The 16,589-nt window shown below is 66.4% G+C and carries 13 protein-coding genes; 7 read left to right on the forward strand and 6 right to left on the reverse strand.

Annotated elements, in window-relative coordinates; translation table 11 throughout:
• Window positions 1-98: 98 nt before the first annotated feature.
• Window positions 99-509 carry a ferric iron uptake transcriptional regulator gene (fur, locus tag FLG15_RS07395; protein ID WP_005988392.1) on the forward strand — a complete coding sequence of 137 codons (411 nt, stop codon included), beginning with the start codon at window positions 99-101 and terminating at the stop codon, window positions 507-509.
• A gap of 683 nt (window positions 510-1,192) precedes the next feature.
• Here fur and recN read toward each other — a convergent pair.
• On the reverse strand, window positions 1,193-2,857 hold the full coding sequence (gene recN, locus FLG15_RS07400; RefSeq protein WP_057679953.1) for a DNA repair protein RecN: 1,665 nt from the start codon (window positions 2,855-2,857) through the stop codon (window positions 1,193-1,195).
• Between the two features lie 137 nt (window positions 2,858-2,994).
• Here recN and hrcA point away from each other — a divergent pair, with 137 nt between their 5' ends.
• From hrcA to FLG15_RS07430, 6 genes are all read left to right on the forward strand, one after another.
• Window positions 2,995-4,026, forward strand: a complete 1,032-nt coding sequence (hrcA, locus tag FLG15_RS07405; RefSeq protein WP_057679954.1) for a heat-inducible transcriptional repressor HrcA — start codon at window positions 2,995-2,997, stop codon at window positions 4,024-4,026.
• Window positions 4,027-4,124: 98 nt separating this feature from the next.
• On the forward strand, window positions 4,125-4,643 hold the full coding sequence (grpE, locus tag FLG15_RS07410; RefSeq protein ID WP_017156777.1) for a nucleotide exchange factor GrpE: 519 nt from the start codon (window positions 4,125-4,127) through the stop codon (window positions 4,641-4,643).
• A 141-nt stretch (window positions 4,644-4,784) separates the two neighbouring features.
• Window positions 4,785-6,713, forward strand: a complete 1,929-nt coding sequence (dnaK, locus tag FLG15_RS07415) for a molecular chaperone DnaK (RefSeq protein WP_057679955.1) — start codon at window positions 4,785-4,787, stop codon at window positions 6,711-6,713.
• A 143-nt stretch (window positions 6,714-6,856) separates the two neighbouring features.
• On the forward strand, window positions 6,857-7,984 hold the full coding sequence (gene dnaJ / locus FLG15_RS07420; protein ID WP_008577236.1) for a molecular chaperone DnaJ: 1,128 nt from the start codon (window positions 6,857-6,859) through the stop codon (window positions 7,982-7,984).
• 516 nt (window positions 7,985-8,500) lie between these two features.
• Window positions 8,501-9,409 (forward strand): pyridoxal kinase, encoded by a 909-nt coding sequence (pdxY, locus tag FLG15_RS07425; RefSeq protein ID WP_057679956.1) that lies wholly within the window; start codon window positions 8,501-8,503, stop codon window positions 9,407-9,409.
• On the forward strand, window positions 9,406-10,527 hold the full coding sequence (locus tag FLG15_RS07430; RefSeq protein WP_057679957.1) for a prephenate dehydrogenase: 1,122 nt from the start codon (window positions 9,406-9,408) through the stop codon (window positions 10,525-10,527). The genes pdxY and FLG15_RS07430 overlap by 4 nt, the downstream gene beginning before the upstream one ends.
• A 274-nt stretch (window positions 10,528-10,801) precedes the next feature.
• Here the strand turns inward: FLG15_RS07430 and FLG15_RS07435 are convergent, their stop codons facing one another.
• From FLG15_RS07435 to FLG15_RS07455, 5 genes are all read right to left on the reverse strand, one after another.
• Window positions 10,802-10,996 carry a hypothetical protein gene (locus FLG15_RS07435; RefSeq protein ID WP_008577231.1) on the reverse strand — a complete coding sequence of 65 codons (195 nt, stop codon included), beginning with the start codon at window positions 10,994-10,996 and terminating at the stop codon, window positions 10,802-10,804.
• 440 nt (window positions 10,997-11,436) lie between these two features.
• Entirely contained in the window at window positions 11,437-12,840 is a 1,404-nt protein-coding gene (locus tag FLG15_RS07440; RefSeq protein WP_039569039.1) for a TolC family protein, read from the reverse strand.
• Window positions 12,837-13,922 carry an efflux RND transporter periplasmic adaptor subunit gene (locus FLG15_RS07445; protein ID WP_057685027.1) on the reverse strand — a complete coding sequence of 362 codons (1,086 nt, stop codon included), beginning with the start codon at window positions 13,920-13,922 and terminating at the stop codon, window positions 12,837-12,839. Before FLG15_RS07445 ends, FLG15_RS07440 begins: the two co-directional genes overlap by 4 nt.
• Complete coding sequence (locus FLG15_RS07450) at window positions 13,906-15,594, reverse strand: ABC transporter transmembrane domain-containing protein (protein WP_017156784.1); 1,689 nt, start codon at window positions 15,592-15,594, stop codon at window positions 13,906-13,908. Before FLG15_RS07450 ends, FLG15_RS07445 begins: the two co-directional genes overlap by 17 nt.
• Before the next feature lie 89 nt (window positions 15,595-15,683).
• A complete protein-coding gene (locus FLG15_RS07455; protein ID WP_057678269.1) occupies window positions 15,684-16,583 on the reverse strand; it encodes a hydrogen peroxide-inducible genes activator in 900 nt (299 codons plus the stop codon).
• Window positions 16,584-16,589: the final 6 nt, after the last annotated feature.

Raw genomic sequence — 16,589 nt, forward strand, 5'->3', positions numbered from 1 at the left:
TTAAGTGCTGAGGAAATCACGCCGATGATACACTTCCGCCGGTCGCCGCGACCCGTTTGATGGCAGCTGGCGCTAAATCGCCAATGAACGGAGAACGTATGGAAACCCACGACCTGCGCAAAGTCGGGCTCAAGGTGACCCATCCGCGCATGCGGATCCTGGAATTGCTCGAACAGAAGAGCAACCAGCATCACCTCAGCGCAGAAGACATCTATCGCCAACTGCTCGACCACGGCGATGAGATCGGGCTGGCCACGGTGTACCGGGTGCTGACCCAGTTCGAGGCGGCCGGCTTGGTGCTGAAGCACAATTTCGAAGGCGGGCAGGCCGTGTACGAGCTGGATCGAGGCGGTCACCACGACCATATGGTCGACGTCGATACCGGTCATGTGATCGAGTTCGAGAGCGAGGAGATCGAGGCGCTGCAGCGCCAGATCGCCGCCAAGCACGGCTACGAACTGGAAGAGCACTCGCTGGTGCTGTACGTGCGCAAGAAGCGTCCGCGCTGAGTTCGGTGTCTGCAGAGATGTAATGACGGGGCGGCTTCGGCCGCCTTGTGCGTGCTGGGGCGTGTTGGTGGGTTTGCTGCAGGCCCATGTCCCCATCCGCCCTTCGGGCACCTTCCCCCCGCAGGCGGGGGAAGGGAGCAGGTGGTGGTCGGTTGCAGTGCAACCGACGGATGCGGTGCAACCGACAGATCACGCGCAGCCAGGCATCGCTTCTCCCGCTGGCGGGAGAAGGTGGCGCGCAGCGCCGGATGCGGGGATACCGTTTGCGCCTGTTGCGCCTGTTGCGCCTGTCGTGGTCGCGTCGCAGAGGGCTTGCCCCCATCCGCCCTTCGGGCACCTTCCTCCGCAGGCGGGGGAAGGGGGCAGGTGGTGGTCGGTTGCAGTGCAACCGACAGATGCAGTGCAACCGACAGATCACGCGCAGCCAGGCATCGCTTGTCCCGCTGGCGGGAGACGGTGGCGCGCAGCGCCGGGTGCGGGGAGATACCGTTTGCGCTTGTTGCGCTTGTTGCGCTTGTTGCGCCTGTCGCGCCTGCCGTGGTCGCGTCGCGGAGGGCTCGCCCCCATCCGCCCTTCGGGCACCTTCCCCCGCAGGCGGGGGAAGGGAGCCTTGTCAGCCGGGAAGGGAGACTCGTCAGCGGGGGAGGGAACGGGGACTCTGAATTTGCGAGCGCTCGACGCGATCAGGCGCTCTGCAGTAGCTTGCGAGCCGCTGCGCGTGCTTCCTTGCTCACTTCCACGCCGCCCAGCATCCGCGCCAGCTCTTCCTGGCGGGCCTGCGGGCCGAGCAGTTCGACCGCGCTTTGGGTCATGCCGTCCACCGGCGCCTTGCTGACCCGGTAATGCGCGTGGCCCTTGGCGGCGACCTGCGGCAGGTGGGTGACGCACAGCACCTGGCGCTCTTCGCCCAGCGCGCGCAGTTTCTGCCCGACGATGTCGGCCACCGCGCCGCCGATGCCCGAATCCACTTCGTCGAACACCATGGTGGGCACGCTGTCCAGGCCCAGTGCGGCCACTTCGATGGCCAGCGAAATGCGCGACAGCTCGCCGCCGGAGGCGACCTTGCGCAACGCACGCGGGGGTTGCCCGGCGTTGGCGGCGACCAGGAATTCCACCCGTTCGGCGCCGTTGGGATCGGGGCGGGCGCCCTCGTGCGGCTGCAGCTGGATCAGGAACTGCCCGCCGCCCATGCCCAACTCGCCGATCAACGCGGTGGTGGCGGCCGACAACGCCTCGGCGGCGGTGGTGCGGCTGTCGCTGAGCGCGCCGGCCGCACTGCGCCAGGCGGCGGTGGCGGTTTCGATGTGCTTGTCGAGCTGCTGCAGGCGCTCGTCGGCGCCGCGCAGGCTCTCGACCTCGGCAGCCAGATGATCGCGATGCGCGGCCAGCTCGTCCGGCGTGACGCGGTGTTTGCGCGCCAGGTCGTGCAGACGGCCGAGGCGGCGCTCCATCGCCTCGAATTGGGCCGGGTCGGCCTCCAGGTCGTCGCGCACGCGGTCGAGCAGGGCCAGCGCTTCCTCGATCTGGATGACAGCGCTGTCCAGCAGCGCGTCCACCTCGCCCAGGCGCGGTTCGTGCTCTGCCACGCGCGACAAATCGTGGCGGCTGTCCTGCAACAGGCCCAGGGCGCTGGCGCCGTCGTCGCCGTTGAGCTGCTGGGCGACGCTGTCGCAGGCGCCGATCAGCGCGGTGGCGTGGGCCTGGCGGCGGTGATTGACGTCCAGTGCGGCAATCGCGGCCGGGTCCAGGTCCTCGCGCTCCAGTTCGGCCAGTTGGTGCTCCAGGAAGCCGATCCGGTCGGAGACATCGCCCTGCGCCGACAGCGCATCGCGCTCGTCCAGCAGCGCCTGCCATCGCTGGCTGGCCTGGCGCACCTGCTCGCGCTGGGCGCTGTTGCGGGCATAGGCATCGAGCAGGGCGAGCTGGCTGTGCCGGGCCATCAGCGCCTGGTGCTCGTGCTGGCCGTGGATTTCCACCAGCTTGGAGGCCAGTTCGGCCAGCTGCGAGGAGGTGACCGGGCGGCCGTTGATCCACGCGCGCGAGCCACCGTCGGCGCGGATGATCCGGCGCAGCTGGCATTGCGCCTCGTCGTCGAGTTCGTTATCGGCCAGCCAGCCCAGCCCAGGGTGCTCGGCCGGCAGCTGGAACTCGGCCGACAGTTCGGCGCGCTCGGCGCCATGACGGACCACGCCGCTGTCGGCGCGCAGGCCGGACAGGAAGCCCAGCGCGTCCACCATCAGCGACTTGCCGGCGCCGGTTTCGCCAGATACCACGGTCATTCCCGGCCCGAATTCCAGTTCGGTGGCACGGACAACGGCGAAATCCTTGATCGAGAGGTGTCTGAGCATGAGGTCGAGTGTGAATGCTTTGGGGAAGCTTAGGGTGGCAGGGGCAGACGGGGAATCGGACGCTTGCCATCCCCGGGGCCAGACATTATCTATGCGCTGTCTCACCGGATGATCCCATGCGCGCGTCCCAGTCCCCAATGCTCGACCCCCGCGCCCGCCAGTTGCTGCGCACCCTGATTGCGCGCTACATCCGCGACGGCGAGCCGGTGGGCTCCAAGACGCTGGCCCAGCATGCGGGGCTGGATGTCAGCCCGGCGACCATCCGCAATATCCTGGCCGACCTGGAAGACGTCGGCCTGCTCAGCTCCCCGCATACCTCGGCCGGACGCGTGCCCACTGCGCATGGCTACCGGGTATTCGTCGACAGCCTGGTGCAGATGCAGCCGCCCGGCGAAGAAGAAGTGCGCCGGCTGCGCGCGGAGCTGGCCAGCGGCAACGGGACCCAGTCGCTGCTGGGCAGCGCCTCGCAGATGCTGTCGGCGATGAGTCATTTCGTCGGCGTGGTCAGCGCGCCGCGCCGCGAGCAGTTCGCGTTCCGGCATATCGATTTCGTGGCGCTGGATGCGCGCCGCGTGCTGGCGATCCTGGTGTTCGCCGACAACGAGGTGCAGAACCGCGTAATCGAGCCGCGGCGCGCCTACGAGCCAGCCGAGCTGGAACGGGTGGCCAACTACCTCAATGCGCAGTTTGCCGGGCGCGCGCTGGCCGATATCCGCGCCTGCCTGCTGCGCGAGCTGCGCATGGCCAAGAACGAGATGGAGCAGCTGCTGGCGCACAGCGTGGACCTGGCCAGCGAGGCGCTGGTGCCGGCCGATGCCGACGACATGGTGATGGCCGGGCAGACCCAGCTGATGGGCGTGCAGGACCTGTCGGACCTGGATCGCCTGCGCGAACTGTTCGAGGCCTTCGCCAGCAAGCGCGAGATCCTGCAGCTGCTTGAACGCACCATCCAGGCACCGGGCGTGCGCATCTTCATTGGCGAGGAGACCGGCATGGTGTCGCTGGAAGACGTCTCGCTGGTCACTGCACCTTACGCCGCCAATGGCCAGGTGCTGGGTGTGCTGGGGGTGATCGGGCCCAAACGCATGGCCTACGACCGGCTGATTCCGCTGGTGCAGACCGCCGCCGACGTGCTGGGCGCGGCCATGGAGTCGCCCGGCACGCGATAACCGGCATCGATCGGCGCGATGCTTTGCTTGAAACGCGCGCAGGCGCCCATATACGGGGTGACGTTGGGGCGGGCGTTCCGCTTGCCCGGGAACTGCACATGAACCAAGACCACCCCGAATTCGACTCCGAAGACCTGTCCCAGAATCCACCCGAGACCGATCCGCTCAAGGCCGAGATCGAATCGCTGCGCAGCGAGATCGCCCTGGTCAAGGCCGACGCCCTGCGCGAGCGCGCCGACCTGGAGAACCAGCGCAAGCGGATCGCCCGCGACGTGGAAAACGCGCGCAAGTTCGCCAACGAGAAGCTGCTCGGCGAACTGCTGCCGGTGTTCGACAGCCTGGACGCGGGGCTCACCGCCGCCGGCACCGAACCCAGCCCGCTGCGCGACGGCCTGGACATGACCTACAAGCAATTGCTCAAGGTGGCCGCCGACAACGGCCTGACCCTGCTCGATCCGGTCGGCCAGCCGTTCAACCCGGACCAGCACCAGGCGATCAGCCAGGGCGAGGCCGAAGGCATCGCGCCCGGCCACGTAGTGCAGGTGTTCCAGAAGGGCTACCTGCTCAACGACCGCCTGCTGCGCCCGGCGCTGGTAGTGGTCGCCAAGCACGACTGAACCGCAGCGCCGGCTGAACTGCCAGGCGCAGGCATGAAACACAGATGTGCGCCGGTGGCTTGAACACCTGCGCACCACCCCCACATCTCAGCCAGACCCGGCGTCGCCGGACACAGCTAAAGACTCATCAGGAGCGTATCCATGGGCAAGATCATTGGTATTGACCTCGGCACCACGAACTCGTGCGTGTCGATCATGGACGGCGGCAAGGCCCGCGTCATCGAAAACTCCGAGGGCGATCGCACCACGCCTTCGATCGTCGCCTACACCAAGGACGGCGAAGTGCTGGTCGGTGCCTCGGCCAAGCGCCAGGCGGTGACCAACCCGAAGAACACCTTCTACGCGGTGAAGCGCCTGATCGGCCGCAAGTTCACCGACGGCGAAGTGCAGAAGGACATCTCGCACGTGCCGTACGGCATCCTGGCGCACGACAACGGCGACGCCTGGGTGCAGACCAGCGATGCCAAGCGCATGGCGCCGCAGGAAATCTCCGCGCGCGTGCTGGAAAAGATGAAGAAGACCGCCGAAGACTTCCTCGGCGAGAAGGTCACCGAGGCGGTGATCACCGTGCCGGCGTACTTCAACGACAGCCAGCGCCAGGCCACCAAGGATGCCGGCCGCATCGCCGGTCTGGACGTCAAGCGCATCATCAACGAGCCGACCGCCGCAGCCCTGGCCTATGGCCTGGACAAGAACGGCGGCGACCGCAAGATCGCGGTGTACGATCTGGGCGGCGGTACCTTCGACGTCTCGATCATCGAAATCGCCGAAGTCGATGGCGAAAAGCAGTTCGAGGTGCTGGCCACCAACGGCGACACCTTCCTGGGCGGCGAAGACTTCGACAACCGCGTCATCGAGTATCTGGTCGATGAGTTCAACAAGGACCAGGGCATCGACCTGCGCAAGGATCCGCTAGCCCTGCAGCGCCTGAAGGACGCGGCCGAACGCGCCAAGATCGAGTTGTCGTCCAGCCAGCAGACCGAAGTGAACCTGCCGTACGTCACCGCCGATGCCTCGGGCCCGAAGCACCTCAACATCAAGTTGACCCGTGCCAAGCTCGAAGCGCTGGTGGAAGACCTGGTCAAGAAGTCGATCGAGCCGTGCCGCACCGCGTTGAACGACGCCGGCCTGCGCGCCAGCGACATCAACGAGGTGATCCTGGTCGGCGGTCAGACCCGCATGCCGAAGGTGCAGCAGGCGGTGGCCGACTTCTTCGGCAAGGAACCGCGCAAGGACGTCAACCCGGACGAAGCGGTGGCCGTGGGCGCCGCGATCCAGGGCGGTGTGCTGGCCGGCGACGTCAAGGACGTGCTGCTGCTGGACGTGACCCCGCTGTCGCTGGGTATCGAAACCATGGGCGGCGTGTTCACCAAGATCATCGAAAAGAACACCACCATCCCGACCAAGGCTTCGCAGACCTTCTCCACTGCCGAAGACAACCAGTCGGCCGTGACCGTGCATGTGTTGCAGGGTGAGCGTGAGCAGGCCCGCTTCAACAAGTCGCTGGCCAAGTTCGACCTGTCCGGCATCGAGCCGGCGCCGCGCGGCATGCCGCAGGTGGAAGTGTCCTTCGACATCGACGCCAACGGCATCCTGCACGTGTCGGCCAAGGACAAGAAGACCAACAAGGAGCAGAAGGTCGAGATCAAGGCCGGTTCGGGCCTGTCGGACGAAGAGATCCAGCGCATGGTCGCCGACGCGGAAGCCAACCGCGAAGAAGACAAGAAGTTCCAGGAGCTGGTGCAGGCCCGCAACCAGGCCGATGGTCTGATCCACGCCACCCGGACTGCGATCACCGAGCATGGCAGCAAGGTCGGCGGCGATGTGATCGGCAAGGTGGAAGCGGCGCTGTCGGATCTGGAGACCGCCATGAAGGGCGACGACAAGGCGCAGATCGAAGCACGCACCAAGACGCTGGAAGAAGCCGGCCAGTCGTTGTATGCAGCCGCTGCGGCAGCAGAGCAGGGCGGCAGCGCCGATGCGGCCAGCGGCAACGCGCAGGCCTCCAAGGCCGCCGACGACGTGGTGGACGCCGAGTTCACCGAGGTCAAGGACGACAAGAAGGCCTGAGTGGGGAATAGGGAATCGAGAATGGGAGGAGCGGTGCCGCGGCATCGCTCCTTCCCATTGTGTGACTCTCCCACTTTCGATTGCGATTTACCGAGGATGTGCGCTTTGAACGATTCCCGTTTCCCAATTCCCGATTCCCTGTCATGAGCAAACGCGATTACTACGAAGTGCTGGGCGTTGCCCGTGGCGCCAGCGACGAGGAGCTGAAGAAGGCGTACCGGCGCTGTGCGATGAAGCACCACCCGGACCGCAATCCTGGCGATGCGGCTGCCGAAGCGGCGTTCAAGGAATGCAAGGAAGCCTACGAAGTGCTGTCCGATGGCAACAAGCGGCGCGCCTACGACGCGCACGGCCATGCGGCGTTCGAGCACGGCATGGGCGGTGGTGGCGGGCCAGGTGGCCCGGACATGGGAGATATCTTTGGCGATATCTTCGGCAATATTTTCGGCGGTGGCGCCGCCGGTCCGCGCGCTGCGCGACGTGGTGCCGACGTCGGTTACGTGCTGGAACTGGATCTGGAAGAAGCCGTTGCCGGCATCGAGCGCCGCATCGAGATTCCCACGCTGGTCGAATGCGCGCCTTGCCACGGCAGCGGTTCGGAAGACGGCAAGGTCGAGACCTGCGGCACCTGCCATGGGCGCGGCCAGGTACGCATCCAGCGCGGTATCTTCGCCATGCAGCAGAGTTGCCCGCATTGCGACGGCCGCGGCACGCTGATCCAGAATCCGTGCAAGACCTGCCACGGCGCCGGTCGCGTGGAAGAAGACAAGGTGCTGTCGATCAAGGTGCCCGCCGGCGTGGATACCGGCGACCGGATTCGTCTGGCAGGCGAGGGCGAGGCCGGTCCGGCCGGCACGCCGCCGGGCGATCTGTATGTGGAAGTGCGCGTGCGCGAGCATGCGATCTTCCAGCGCGACGGCGACGATCTGCATTGCGAAGTGCCGATCCGCATTTCGCAGGCCGCACTCGGCGATACCGTCCGCGTGGCGACCCTGGGCGGCGAAGCGGAGATCCGCATCCCGGCCGAGACCCAGACCGGCAAGCTGTTCCGTCTGCGCGGCAAGGGCGTGCGTTCGGTGCGTAGCCGCAGCGAAGGCGATCTGTATTGCCGCGTGGTGGTGGAAACGCCGGTGAATCTCACCGCCGATCAGCGCGAACTGCTGCAGCAGTTCGAAGCCACGTTCACCGGTGAGGATGCACGCAAGCATTCGCCCAAGTCGGCCACCTTCATCGATGGCGTCAAGGGGTTTTGGGATCGGATGACGTCCTGACCCAGGCGGCGTGATGTCATGATGGCCCGGCGTGCGGCTTGCTGCACGTCGGGCTTTTTTTGGTTTTTCCCGGTAGGTCGCACGCGACGTGGCCGATGTGCGACGACGCTGCAGATGCAACGCGATAAGCGCGTGAGAATGGCCGGTCGGCGCATGCTTTTCAGCAACGCCTCGGGGTGGGATTTCCAGGGACATGCACGCACATGGCACCTGCGTTTTGGAGCATCGTCCGTGCCTTCAGACGCCACGCTGCTGCCCGCAATGCGAGCCAAAGCCATCCCTGATCGTGCATTCGGGCCCTTGGATTGCAGCATCGTCGATGCGTCTCAGCGTCTGACCTTGTGCAACGACGGTGTTGCCGATCGTGCTGCACTGGCGGCTTTGAGTCTCTGGCCTTGGTGTACGTGACCGAATGCGCGTGTTCAACAGTGCCGTGCCGGCGACATCGTTCGTCCACGACATCCTTGCAAGGTTGCGCGGATAATCGGTGCCATCCTTTCCAGCACGGCCGCCCGCATGAGCGATGCAACCGACAGCCACCTCGTCCATGGTCGCCGCCAGCGTCCGGACGGCCCTTCGCCGATCGATGTGATTTCGGTGCAATCGCAATTGGTCTACGGCCATGCCGGCAACAGCGCTGCGGTGCCGCCGTTGCGCGCCCTGGGGCTGCGTGTGGCCGAAGTGCCCACCACGTTGCTGAGCAACGCGCCGTTCTACGCGACCCTGCGCGGGCGCATCCTGCCGGCCGACTGGCTGGCGGATTTGTTGCTGGGCGCCACCGAACGCGGCTTGCCGCAGCGTGCCCGCATGCTGGTGTCCGGCTATTTCGGCAGCCTGGCCAACGGCGAAGCCTTCGCCGACTGGTTGGAGCAGACCTTGCCGCAGGCGCCGCAGCTGCGCTATTGCCTGGACCCGGTGATTGGCGACACGCACACCGGCCCGTATGTAGAGCCCGGGCTGGAGCGCGTGTTCGCCGAGCGTTTGCTGCCGCACGCCTGGCTGGTAACGCCCAACGCATTCGAGTTGGGGCGGTTGACCGGCCTGCCGAGTCTGCAGCAGGGCGATGCCATCGTTGCCGCGCGCGCGTTGCTGGCGCGGGGGCCGCAGTGGGTGCTTGCACACAGCGTGGCCGGTGCTGCGGGTGAGCTGGTGACCCTGGCGGTCAGCGATGCGGCGGTGTATCGCTGGGCCAGCCCGCACCTGCCGGTCGATGTGGCAGGCACCGGCGATGTGCTGATGGCCCTGCTGATCGGGCTGCTATTGCGCGATGTGCCGTTCGAGCAGGCGGTGGGGCATGCGCTCAGCGGGGTGCATGGCGCCCTGGAAGCGACGCTGGCCGCAGGTTTCGAGGAATTCGACGTGCTGGCCGCGGCGCCGGCCGCACTTGCCGCGACGCCGCGATTTGCCGTCGAGCGATTGGCATGATTGCGCAGCCGGTGATCGGCATCGTCGGCATCGCCGGTGCGTATGGGCGTTGGCTGGCGCAGTTCCTGCGCACGCGCATGCAGCTGGAAGTGATCGGGTTCGATCCGGCCGACAGCGGCAGCATGGACGAAGCCACACTGGCGCAGCGTGCGGACGTACTGATTTTCGCCGCTCCGATTCGCCATACCGCCGCACTGATCGAACGGTATGTGGAACTCGCCGGCGCGCGCGCTGCAGCGCAGTTGTGGCTGGATGTCACCTCGATCAAACAGGCGCCGGTCGCCGCAATGCTGACCTCGCAGGCGGACGTGGTCGGCCTGCATCCGATGACTGCACCGCCAAAATCGCCGACCTTGAAGGGGCGCGTGATGGTGGTCTGCGAAGCGCGGCTGCGGCACTGGTCGGCCTGGGTGCAGACCTTGTGCAGCGCGCTGCAGGCCGAATGCGTGTACGCCACGCCGGAGCACCACGACCGCGTGATGGCGCTGGTGCAGGCGATGGTGCATGCCACTCACCTGGCGCAAGCCGGCACCCTGCGCGACTACGCACCGCTGCTGGGCGAGCTGCGCGCGCTGATGCCGTATCGCTCGGTATCGTTTGAGCTGGATACCGCAGTGATCGCGCGCATTCTTTCGCTCAATCCCTCGATCTACGAGGACATCCAGTTCGGCAACCCGTACGTGGGCGAGATGCTCGACCGCTTGCTGCTGCAATTGCAGCAGCTGCGTGCGCTTGTGGCGCAGGGCGACGATGCCGCGCGTGCGCAGTTCCGCACCCAATTCCTTCACGACAACGCGCAAGCCTTGCAGCACGACGCGCTTGCAGCAGCCAATTACACCTACGAGCGCGTGGGCTACCTGCTGGCCGATCTCACCGAGCCGTTGATACTGAGCGTGTACCTGCCCGAGGACCAGCCCGGCTCGCTGCGCGCCTTGCTGCATGTGTTCGAGCGGCATGGAGTGAACCTGTCCTCGATCCACTCATCGCGCACGCCAATGGGCGAGTTGCATTTCCGTATCGGCTTCGAGGTGGCAAGCGATCGTGCCGCATTGGCGCAAGCAGCAAGCGAGATCGATCGCAGCGGGATCGGTCGGGTGCTGGAGCGTTCCGGTGGCTAGTGGCGCGACCAAGCCCGCCCATTGTGATCGATTTCATCCACACAGGGTGTGGATGAAACTTGTACAAGCGTGTGGATAACTGCGGCTAGCCCTTGCAGCGCAAGGGCCAGGTAGTGGGTGGTCAAAAATTGACCAGTGCCGCCTGAGGCAGCTAACTACATGACGGCGCCAGCTTCCGAGCGCCGCCGTGCCACGAATTGTCTACTACGTCCTGATTATTCATGCGCCGCCCACGTCTGCAAGGCGACCACGCGCGCAGGGTTGACTGCCGTTCCTAGAGCGCGGAAAGGCGCAGCTCGCCGCCGTCGGTGACGAAGCGCTGCCCCTGACGTTGCAGATGTCGGCCGTCGGGAAGCTCGTAACGCGGCGCCGACTGTGGGTTTGCGCGCGGTTGTTGCTCGTCGCGAAATTCGATGATGACATAGGGCTCGCCATCTGCACCGATTGCGGGAAATTGCCGGAAAGACATACGCACCTCCGAAAGTTCCTAAGGTTGCAGTGCAGAGTTCGATGGATCCGCACGCCCGGCGTCGAGCCGGTATGGCGAGCATGCGCACGCGAGTGTTACCCAGATGTCGTGATGCAGTGAGGTCTGCAAGACCGGTTGGTTGAGCTCGTCAGGCGAGGTGGCGATCGTGTCTGGCCGCTCCGACAAGCGGCTGGGTACACGTGTGTTGCATGGGCGGCTGCCTGGCAGCAGACACCTGCACTATCGGGATCGATAAGGCTTCAGGCACGCTGAAACGTCGCTGGGCACAGCAGTCAGACACCTGCGGGGCGGTTGAATGCGTCCGTCGCGTAGGCTTTGCTTGAACCCAACGGATACCACGTTGCGGCACCGCGAAGTCACTTGCACAACGGCGCGATGGCTGCGGCATCACCGCGTCCGCCCGACGCACAGCCGCCCCGTCAACGGCTTAGCTGCAACGCATCCCGGTCGGCGGTGGCCGCCGCCAGTTCGGCACGCGCGGAGGCGATGCGCGCCTGCGCATCGATCAGGCGTACGCGTGCGTCGTTGGCGGTCTCCTCGCGCTGGTTGACCAGGAAAAAGTCACCCGAGCCCAGCTCGAAGCGCCGCCGCTCGGCCGCGGCCAGGCGGTCTGCCAGGCCGCGTTCCTCATCGGCGATCTTGGCCAGCCGTTCGGCGGCGTTGAGCGAGATGACGATCGATTCCACTTCGATCGAAATCTGGTCGCGCAGAAAACGGCTGCGCTGATCCAGCGCTTCGATCTCGGCACGCGCTTCGGCCACGCGGCCCCTGGCGGCGCGGTTTTCCAGCGGCACGCTGAAACGGAAGCCGATGATGGCGTCGGTCAGCGACCGGTTCGGGCCGCCGACGCCGGGCGGGCCCAGATCCTTGCTGACTTCCACGCTGACATCCAGGCGCGGTTTGAGATCATTCTGGGCCAGCATCAGCCGTGCGGTGGCCTGGTCGATGCGGGTCAGCACGGCGCGGTAATCCGGGCGCTCCACCGGCGCGGTGATCTTGCTGGCGCCGGCCAGTCCTTCCAGCGCCGTGGTGTCGGCCGGCAGGCGTTCGGCGGACACGATCAGCGGCATGCCGGCGTCGTCGCGCAAATACAGCGACAAGGCGTTGGCCGCATTGGCGAAGTCCTGTTCCGAGCGCACCACCAGGGCGCGACGACGCACCAGATTCTGGTCGTTTTCGGTCAGCAGGATGGTGGGGCGCGCACCAAGCGTGACCTGGCGCGAAATCGCATTGCGGCGTTGCTCGGCCAGTTGCAGCAGCTCGTTGTAGGCGCGCAACTTCAACCCGGCGGCGACCCAGTTCTGGTACGCATCCACGGCGCGCCGCTGCACGCCGATGGCCACCATTTCCGCCTCGTACTTGGCCACATCGATATCGGTGCTGGCGATACTGCGCTTGGTGCGGCGTTCGTCGATCACGCGGTCGCGCAGCAGCGCGTACAGCGCGCCGACCTTCACTTCGCCGCCGCGATCGGTATAGGACTTGTCCTCGTAGATCGGGAAGGAGCCACGCGAGGAGCGGTAGCCACCGTAGTAATAGCCTCCGTTCTCTTCGAACGGCCGCTTGACCCCGGTTTCGATCGTGCTGCCGTCGTAATAGCCGGCCTCGCGCGAACGGCCTTCGATGTCGAACACCGTGTCGAAGGCGCCATCGGCCGAGATGCCCTTGCCTTCGGCCTGGCGCACCTTCGCCAGCGCTTCGACGATCTGCGGTGCGGAGCGTGCCGACGACTGCAGTACCTCATCCAGGGTCAGTGCAGCGGTCTGGGCGAGTGCCGCAGCGGGGCAGAGTGCGATCAACAGGACGACAAGACGGCCGATCATTTCTTGCCCGTCGCTTCGTCTTCGGACTTGGGTGTGGCCGGCTTGGCCTTGCTCTCTTCCTGCGTGGTCGCAGCCGGGCGCCGGCCGAATTCCAGCGGGAAGTTGTTGAGCTGGCGCCACAGTTCGTAGCCGACCTTGACCGTTTCGCCCTGCACCCAGCCGCGCACCTTGCCGCCCTGGCGGGCGAATTCCTGCGCCGGCCACGCCGGCTTGCCCGGCATCGGCTCCACCAGGATGCGGAACAGCCCATCGGGCGCGGCGTTGGGGTCGATGGCGCGCACCCGGCCGTCGAACATGCCGTGCGCCACCGACGGCCAACCGCTGAACTGGATCGCCGGCCAGCCTTCGAATTCCAGCCGCACCGGGCGGCCGGGGCGGATCAGCGGCACGTCGCGGCCGTCGATGTACAGCTCGACCGCGCGTTCCACCCGTTCCGGCGCGATCACCGCCAGCACGGTGCCCGGCGAGACCATGGCGCTGCCGCTGGCGGCATTGAGCTGCTGCACGCGGCCGTCGCGCGGGGCGCGCACCAGCTGCGCAGACTGGCGATTCAACTGGATGTCGATGCGGGTCAGCTTGGCGCGCGATTCGGCCAGCTTGGCGTCGGCTTCGGCCACCTTGATCTGGGTCAGCTCGTAGTCGCGGCGGCCGGCCAGGCCTTCGGCCAGCAATTGCCTGCTGCGCGCCACATCGATGCTGGCCACCGCACGCGACTGCTGGATGGCGGCGATTTCCGCCTGTGCCTGCGCGCGTTCGCTGGCCAGGCGGGTGAGCAGGTCCGGGTCCAGGTCGCCGACACGCGCGATTGGGTCGCCCTTGGACACATGCTGGCCGTCATGCACGTACCAGCGCTCGACGCGGCCCGGCACGAAGGCGGTGACCGGCTGCTGGCGGTCGCTGGGATCCAGCGACACGACCTGGCCCTTGCCGCTGGCGGTCTGCACCCACGGCGCCAGTGCCAGGATCGCCGCAGCGATGCCGATGCCGATCAGCAGCATCCAGGCCACTGCCTTGGCGATGCTGGGCGGACGCATCGCCGCCAGGGTGGGGAAGTGCGCCAGGCGATCAGGAGCGTGCGGCATGCGACACCTCCTGCGTGGATGCGATCAGCTCGGCGCGCGTGGCGTAGCGTTGCTGGCGCTCCGGCTCCAGCCGGAACCAGCCATCCAGGGTGATGTCCTCCGGCCGCCCGGTGCACAGCAGCACCGTGGTTCCTGCATCCTTCAAGCGTCGCAGAACCTGGGTCAGGCGCTCGGCCGGGATCAGGTCGTACAGCTGCGACAGCATCAACACGCGCGGGCGCACCAGCAGTGCATTGGCCAGTTTCAGCGCCATGACCTCGCCAATCCACAATGGGAAGCCGGACGCGGCAAGCCGGGTGTCCAGGCCTTGCGGCAACGCGGCGATGCGTGCGCGCAGGCCCACCGCATCGATGGCTTGCAGCATCGCTTCGGAGGTCACATCGGCCGAGGCCATTGCCAGATATTCGCGAATGGTGACTTCCACGATGGTCGGGCGGTCGAGCACGGTGACTTCCGAACGCAGCAGGTACATATCGAAGGTGGCCATGTCCGCGCCACCCACCATCACCAGCCCGCGGTCGGGAACGACGTGGCGCTTGAGCACCATGGCCAGCAGGCGCTCGGCACCGCCATCGGCCAGCGTGACCAGCTGCTCGCCGGCTTCCAGCGCGAAATCGAAACGCGCGCCCTCGATCACCACCCCGTCCAGGCGGACCCCGCTATTGCGCGGCGCCTCGCCGGCGGCAAGCACCGGGCGCTCCTGGGGGATGGCGTACAGCAGCGACAATTCCTCCGCGCTGGCCACCAGGTCGTAGAACGTGTCCAGGTAGCTGCCCAGCTGTGCAATGCCGTAGAACACCGCACTCAGAATCAGTTCGGCTGCCACCAGCTGGCCGATCGACAGCTCGCCGCGCAGGATCAGGCTGCCGCCCAGCGCCAGCAGCGCCGCGCTGGCCACCGCATAGGTGAGCAGGAAGGCCAGCGTCTGGGTGAAGGTGTAGCGGAAGTGGCGCCGATGCCGGTCGACATAGTCGGCGGTCACCTTTTCCGAGCGATCCATCGCGAAGTTGAGATGGCGGCTGGATTTGTAGAACCCGTTGGAGCCGCCGACGCTTTCCAGCCAATGCGCGGCGTTGTGCTTGGCCTGGCTCAGTTCGACCGCCGAGCGGATCGAGCCGCGCGACCAGATCATCCAGATCGAGAAGATGGTCAGCAGCAGCAGCGCGTTGAAGCCGAGGAAGAACGGGTGATAGAAGCTGGTGACGATCAGGCCGACCGCCGACTGCAGCACGATGGTGAACGCGCCGACCGCCAGGCTGGGCACTGCCTTCTGCACCACCACCAGATCGAAGTAGCGGTTGAAGACATCGCCGCGGTTCTGGTCGGCGAAGAACGGGTTCTGCGCATGCACCGCACGCACGGTGATCTCCGCCACCACGCGTGCGAACAGGCGACGTTCGAACAGCGCCATCACCCACACCCGCATCGCGCTCAGTGCCGCCACCAGCAGCAGCAGGCCCAGCAGCAGGCCGGACAAGGTCCACAGCGGCGTGGGCAGCGCGGTGTTGGCAACGCTGTTGATCAGCAACTGCACCGAGATCGGCGTGGCCAGCGACAGCAGGCTGATCGCAACGCCGTACACCAGGGTCAGGCGCACATACGGCATGTCCGGGCCGACAACTTCCGTCAGCCAGCTCGCCGCTTCCCGCCATCCAATCCGCTTGGCCGCCATTCGATATCCGTTGATGAGTTCAGTGAAGCATTGACGAGTTGCCGGCCCGCAAACAAGGCCGAAGCGCTTATGTGCCGCATAGGATTTTCCTATGCAGCCACCGCGCGCAGCAGATCGGCGATCAAACCGAAGGCTGGTGCGCGACCGGCGCCCTGGCGCCAGAGCAGACCGATCTCCCTATAGTAGCGCCCGCCTTTGACCGGCCGAACCACCACGTCGTCGCCTTCGCGGATTTCCTGGCGCACGTACAGGTCCGGAAGCAAGGCAAGACCCATGCCCATGCCGGCCATCTGGCGGATCGCGTCCAGGCTGGTGCCTTCGTAATCGCGCAAGACATTGGCACCCACCTCCATGGCGATCGCGGCAACCTGTTCTGCCAGTCGGTATTCCGGCATCAAGGTCAGCAGGTTGGCGCCGCGCAGGTCGGCCGGGGTGATGCAGGCCTTGGTGCGCAGCGGATGATCGGCAGCCATGGTCACATGCAGCAGTTCGCGAAACAGCCGCTCGCTGTGCAGGCCGCGGCCGGCCACCGGCAGTTGCGCGAGGACCAGGTCGTGCGTGCCGTTGCTCAGGTCGGCGGCGAGGGCGGTTGGCAGGCCTTCGCGCACATGCACGCGCAGGGCCGGATGCTCGCGATGCAAGCGTGCCACCAGGCTGGGCATCAGATAGGCGCCGAGCGTGGGCGAGACGCCGAGGCGGATGGTGCCGATCAAGGTATCGGCGGCCGTGGCGCGGACCTCTTCCAGATCGGTGACATCGAGCAGGATGCTGCGTGCGCGGTCGAGCAGCTCGCGACCGAGCGGGGTCAGGATTGCCTGCGCGCCGCGCTCGAACAGCGGCGCGCCGATGATCGCTTCCAATGCGCGGATCTGTTGCGACAACGATGGCTGCGAGACGCCCATCTGCTCGGCGGCACGGGTAAAGCTGCCGGTATCGGCCAGCGCGACGAAATAGCTCAGCTGGCGAAGAGTGGTTTTGGGGCGGGGCATGGGGTC

This window comes from Xanthomonas phaseoli pv. dieffenbachiae, from assembly GCF_008639345.1.
In the GTDB taxonomy this organism is placed as follows: domain Bacteria; phylum Pseudomonadota; class Gammaproteobacteria; order Xanthomonadales; family Xanthomonadaceae; genus Xanthomonas; species Xanthomonas phaseoli.